4 protein-coding genes and 1 pseudogene are annotated in these 5186 nt (G+C 62.7%); 4 read left to right on the top strand and 1 reads right to left on the bottom strand.

Going from position 1 to position 5186, the window contains the following annotated elements:
* Positions 1 to 59 precede the first annotated feature (59 nt).
* The 4 genes from J6524_RS36820 (at position 60) to J6524_RS36805 (ending at position 4772) form a co-directional block, all read left to right on the top strand.
* On the top strand, positions 60 to 878 hold the full coding sequence (locus J6524_RS36820; RefSeq protein WP_225678734.1) for an alpha/beta fold hydrolase: 819 nt from the start codon (positions 60 to 62) through the stop codon (positions 876 to 878).
* Positions 879 to 1185: 307 nt separating this feature from the next.
* A complete protein-coding gene (boxC, locus tag J6524_RS36815) occupies positions 1186 to 2886 on the top strand; it encodes a 2,3-epoxybenzoyl-CoA dihydrolase (protein WP_225678733.1) in 1701 nt (566 codons plus the stop codon).
* Positions 2887 to 3023: 137 nt separating this feature from the next.
* Complete coding sequence (boxB, locus tag J6524_RS36810; protein WP_225678735.1) at positions 3024 to 4460, top strand: benzoyl-CoA 2,3-epoxidase subunit BoxB; 1437 nt, start codon at positions 3024 to 3026, stop codon at positions 4458 to 4460.
* Between the two features lie 27 nt (positions 4461 to 4487).
* A complete protein-coding gene (locus J6524_RS36805; protein WP_225678732.1) occupies positions 4488 to 4772 on the top strand; it encodes a hypothetical protein in 285 nt (94 codons plus the stop codon).
* Positions 4773 to 4901: 129 nt separating this feature from the next.
* Here J6524_RS36805 and J6524_RS36800 read toward each other — a convergent pair.
* Positions 4902 to 5186 (bottom strand): annotated as a pseudogene (locus J6524_RS36800) (IS4 family transposase); the annotation flags it as partial.

Below are 5186 nucleotides of genomic sequence, written 5' to 3'. Positions count from 1 at the left end.
CCCTCCCCCGCAAGGGGGGAGGGAGCTCACTGCGCCGTGTGGTGAAGGGAGCGGTCATAATGACAACCCTCACTGCCTCCGGCTTCCTCACCGTCGGTGCCTCGCATCTCGAATACCGCATGATCGGCCCGTCGCCCGAGAGCGGGCCGACCATTGTGATGCTGCATGAAGGACTCGGCTCGGTCGGGCTGTGGGGCGACTTCCCGGACAGGCTGCAGGCGGCGACCGGCGCGGGCGTGTTCGTCTATTCGCGCGCCGGCTACGGCAATTCGACGCCGGTGAAACTGCCGCGGCCGCTCGATTACATGCACGTCGAAGCGCTAGACGTCTTGCCGAAACTGCTCGAAAAGATCGGCTTTCGCCGCGGCATGCTGCTCGGCCATTCCGATGGCGCCTCGATCGCGGCGATCTATGCGGGCTCGCATCAGGATCACCGCGTGCAGGGCCTTGCGCTGATCGCCCCGCACTTCATCGTCGAGGATATTTCGATCGCCTCGATCGCACAGATCCGGGCCGCCTACGAGACAACCAACCTCAAGGAAAAGCTGGCGCGCTGGCATAAGGATGTCGACAACGCTTTCTTTGGCTGGAACGGCGCCTGGCTCGATCCGGAATTCCGCAAGTGGGACATTTCCGAATACCTCGCCTATATCCGCGTCCCCGTCGCGATCCTGCAAGGAACGGACGACCAGTATGGAACAATGCGGCAGGTCGAGATCGCGCAGGAAGAGTGCTACTGCCCGGTCGATGTGACTGTGATCCCGGGTGCGGGACATCAGCCGCATCGCGAAGCGCCGGAGGCGACGCTCGATGCGATCAAGGATTTCGCCAACGCGGTATTGCACACAGGTAGCGGCTCGCACGGCCGGGCGGCGTGAAGAAGATGCGCTCCCTCTCCCGCTTGCGGGGGAGGGTTGGGGGGTGTCTCCGCGGGCAACACTGCTCGAGTGGAGGGAGCCCCGAAGCCGTCTGCAGCCGGCTCATCTAACCAAAAACATCACGCTAGTGCCGCCGCGCTTCCAGGGCGATGTGCCGGCGCGCCATCCGATGCTCCGCGTTTGCAGACTATCGAACATGAAACAAAATGCATGTTCCAGGCTTTTTGACTAGACTTAGCCAAAAACATGCACTATTGTGCATCTAACTAATCAAGCGTTACCAGAGAAAACGACAGAGGGTGGCCCAATGGCTGGTGAAAAGCCCGGTGAAGATCGCGTCCTCGCGGGCGGCGCGAAATACATCGATTTTCAAACCGATCCGTCGCGCTACCGGCACTGGAAGCTCGCCGTCGACGGCGAGGTCGCAACCCTCACCATGGACGTCGACGAGAATGCCGGCCTGTTCGAGGGCTACCAGCTCAAGCTGAATTCCTACGATCTCGGTGTCGATATAGAGCTTGCCGATGCGGTGCAGCGGCTGCGCTTCGAGCATCCCGAAGTGAAGGTCGTGGTGATGCGTTCGGGCAAGAACCGCGTGTTCTGCGCCGGCGCCAACATTCGCATGCTCGCGGGCGCGACACATGCCCACAAGGTCAACTTCTGCAAATTCACCAACGAGACCCGTAACGGCCTGGAAGATTCATCTGAGAATTCCGGCCAGCGCTTCATTTGCGTCGTCAACGGCACCGCGGCCGGCGGCGGCTATGAGCTGGCGCTCGCGACCGACCACATCATTCTCGCCGATGACGGCGCCGCCGCGGTGGCGCTGCCGGAGGTGCCGCTGCTCGCGGTGCTGCCGGGCACCGGCGGCCTGACGCGCGTCGTCGACAAGCGCAAGGTGCGCCGCGACCATGCGGATTTCTTTTGCACCATCGAGGAAGGCATCAAGGGCAAGCGCGCTGTCGCCTGGCGGCTGGTCGACGAGATCGCGCCGAACAGCAAGCTGGAGGCCAAGGTCGCCGAGCGCGCCAAGGCATTCGCGGCAAGTTCGAAGCGCAACGGCAGCGGAAAGGGCATCACGCTCACCCCGCTCAACCGCACCATCGATGACAGCGGTATCCGCTACGGCTTCGTCAGCGTCGACATCGACCGCTCGCAGCGGATTGCGACCATCTCGATCAAGGCGCCGGAGCAGGGCCCGCCGGCCGATATCGACGGCCTGATCGCGCAGGGCGCGTCGTTCTGGCCGCTGCAGGTCGCGCGCGAGCTTGATGACGCGATCCTGCACTTGCGCATCAACGAGCTCGAGATCGCGATGCTGGTGTTCAAGTCGCATGGCGATCCCGCAAACATCGTGGCCTGCGATGCTTTCCTCGAAGCCAACAAGGCGCACTGGCTGGTCAACGAGATCAGGCATTACTGGAAGCGCGTGTTGAAGCGCATCGATGTCACCTCGCGCACGCTGGTGACGCTGGTCGAACCCGGCTCCTGTTTTGCCGGCACGCTCGCCGAGCTCGTGTTCGCCGCCGACCGCTCCTACATGCTGATCGGCTCGCGCCAGGGCGACAACCGGCCGCCGCCGGCGATCCAGCTCACCGCGCTGAATTTCGGCCCCTATCCGATGAGCCACGGCCTGACGCGTTTGCAGTCGCGTTTCCAGGCCGATCCGTCCGATCTCGATCGTGCGCAGGCCGCGATCGGCAGGGCGCTCGATGCGGAGGAAGCCGAAGAGCTCGGCCTCGTCACCTTCGCGCTCGACGACATCGATTGGGACGATGAGGTGCGGGTGTTCCTGGAGGAGCGCACGTCCTTCTCGCCCGACGGCCTCACCGGCATGGAAGCGAATTTGCGCTTCGTCGGGCCGGAGACCATGGAATCGAAAATCTTCTCGCGCCTCACGGCGTGGCAGAACTGGATCTTCCAGCGCCCCAACGCGGTCGGCGAAGACGGCGCGCTGCGCCGCTACGGCACTGGCCAGAAGGCGCAATTCGATATGACGCGGGTTTGATTTCGTGTCCCGGACGTGGGCCACGCACAAGTGACGCGGCTCGCACGGCCTAACAGGTCCCGGCTTTGCGGCGCGGCGCTTCGCGCACCGCGTTCCGGGACACGAGACTGAGTTAAAGGAGCACGACCATGAATTACATGAATGTCGACTATTCGACCAAGATTCCGAACAACGTGAATCTCAGCGAGGATCGCCAGGTGCTCAAGGCGCTGGAAGGCTGGCATCCCGGCTATATGGACTGGTGGGGCGACATGGGGCCGGAAGGTTTCCAGGAGTCGCTGGTTTATCTGCGCACCGCGTACTCGGTCGATCCGCGCGGTTGGGCCAAGTTCGACTACGTCAAGATGCCGGAATATCGCTGGGGCATCCTGCTCGCGCCGCAGGAAGAGAACCGCGTCATCCCCTTCGGCGAGCACTACGGCAAGCCGGCCTGGCAGGAAGTCCCCGGCGAATATCGCGCCATGCTGCGCCGCCTGATCGTGATCCAGGGCGACACCGAGCCTGCTTCCGTCGAGCAGCAGCGCCATCTCGGCAAGACCGCGCCCTCGCTCTATGACATGCGCAACCTGTTCCAGGTCAACGTCGAGGAAGGCCGCCATCTCTGGGCGATGGTTTATCTCTTGCAGAAATATTTCGGCCGCGACGGCCGCGAGGAGGCGGATGAATTGCTACGCCGCCGCTCGGGTGATGCGGATTCGCCGCGCATGCTCGGCGCGTTCAACGAGGCGACGCCGGACTGGCTGTCGTTCTTCATGTTCACCTATTTCACCGACCGCGACGGCAAGATGCAGCTGCATTCGCTGGCGCAGTCCGGCTTCGATCCGCTGTCGCGCACCTGCCGCTTCATGCTGACCGAGGAGGCGCATCACATGTTCGTCGGCGAGACCGGCATCAGCCGCGTCGTGCAGCGCACCTGCGAAGCAATGAAGGAAGCCGGCATCACCGATCCCACTGATGTGGCCAAGGTCCGCGCGCTCGGCGTCATCGATCTGCCGACCATCCAGAAGAAGCTGAACCTGCATTACTCGCTGTCGCTCGATCTCTTTGGCTCCGAGGTGTCGACCAACGCCGCCAACGCCTTCAATGCCGGCATCAAGGGCCGCTACAAGGAGACGCAGATCGACGACGATCATCAGCTCAAGAACGCCACCTATCCGGTGCTCAAGCTGGTCGATGGCGTAGTCAAGCGCGTCGACGAGCCGGCGCTGACCGCGCTCAACATGCGCCTGCGCGACGACTACACGCAGGACTGCGTCAAGGGCATGCTGCGCTGGAACAAGGTGATTTCGACCGCCGGCTATCAGTTCAAGCTGACGCTGCCGAACGTCGCGTTCCACCGCCAGATCGGCGAGTTCAAGGATGTCAACGCCACGCCCGACGGGGTGCTGATCGACGACGCTACCTGGAACAAACGCAAGAGCGAGTGGTTGCCCTCGTCGGAAGACGGCGACTTTATCGCCTCGCTGATGAAGCCGGTGACGGAAATCGGCGCCTTCGCTTCCTGGATCTCGCCGCCGAAGGTCGGCATCGACAACAGGCCGGGCGATTTCGAGTACGTGAAGATCGAAAGCTGAACCGCCCCTTAATCGGGGAGCAGTAACATGGACCCCGACCAGGATCTTGCAGCGATGGACCGCGACCAACTGGTCGCGGAGGTGAAACGTCTTAGAGCCGGCATCCGCGCGCATCGCGACAGCACCGGTCATGATCTGTGCTGGCATCATCCCGATCTCTGGGGACTGCTGCCCGAGCGTGTTACCCCTGACGTCGCCGTCCCGCCCTGGCCGAAATTTTTGCGCGGCTGTCTGCGCTATAGGGAAGCGCTGGAGCGCGAACTGCCCAACGCGCCGAAGGCGGATTACGAATATGATAAGGACGAGCCGTGAGAGAAGCGCGACCCGCGCCTTCATCTCAAGCCGTCATCACCCGCGAAAGCGGGTGATCCAGTATTCCAGAGACAGCAATGATTGAACCGATGGGCGGCGTACCGGGTCCCCGCCTGCGCGCTAGCTGATTCACACGTCTTTGAGGGTTTCCCAGGCGGAAGCTACGCCCAAGAAGTATTGGAGGCCATGCCTCATGGTGATGGGGCCGGGTTTGGTGCGAGGGTATCCATCCCATCCGCCGAGGCGAGCAATGATCCATGAGGCCCAGGCCAAGGTTTGCGGGCGATGGGGATTGCTTTGGAGTTTGGTCCTGCCTTCGTATTTGGTGGCAAGCGCGGCGAGTAACTTGATCTGCTCTTGGTTGAACGCGTTGCTGGCAGGTTCAGCGCTGCGTCCGTCGCGAGCCTGAACAAG

This window comes from Bradyrhizobium hereditatis, assembly GCF_020329435.1.
Lineage (GTDB): Bacteria > Pseudomonadota > Alphaproteobacteria > Rhizobiales > Xanthobacteraceae > Bradyrhizobium > Bradyrhizobium hereditatis.
The sequence above is the reverse complement of the archived record's forward strand: the minus strand, read 5'-3'. Positions and strand labels throughout refer to the sequence as shown.

Coding starts and splice junctions, on each gene's coding strand:
- J6524_RS36820 (WP_225678734.1), top strand. CDS start 60: ATGACAACCCTCACTGCCTCCGGCTTCCTCACCGTCGGTGCCTCGCAT.
- boxC (WP_225678733.1), top strand. CDS start 1,186: ATGGCTGGTGAAAAGCCCGGTGAAGATCGCGTCCTCGCGGGCGGCGCG.
- boxB (WP_225678735.1), top strand. CDS start 3,024: ATGAATGTCGACTATTCGACCAAGATTCCGAACAACGTGAATCTCAGC.
- J6524_RS36805 (WP_225678732.1), top strand. CDS start 4,488: ATGGACCCCGACCAGGATCTTGCAGCGATGGACCGCGACCAACTGGTC.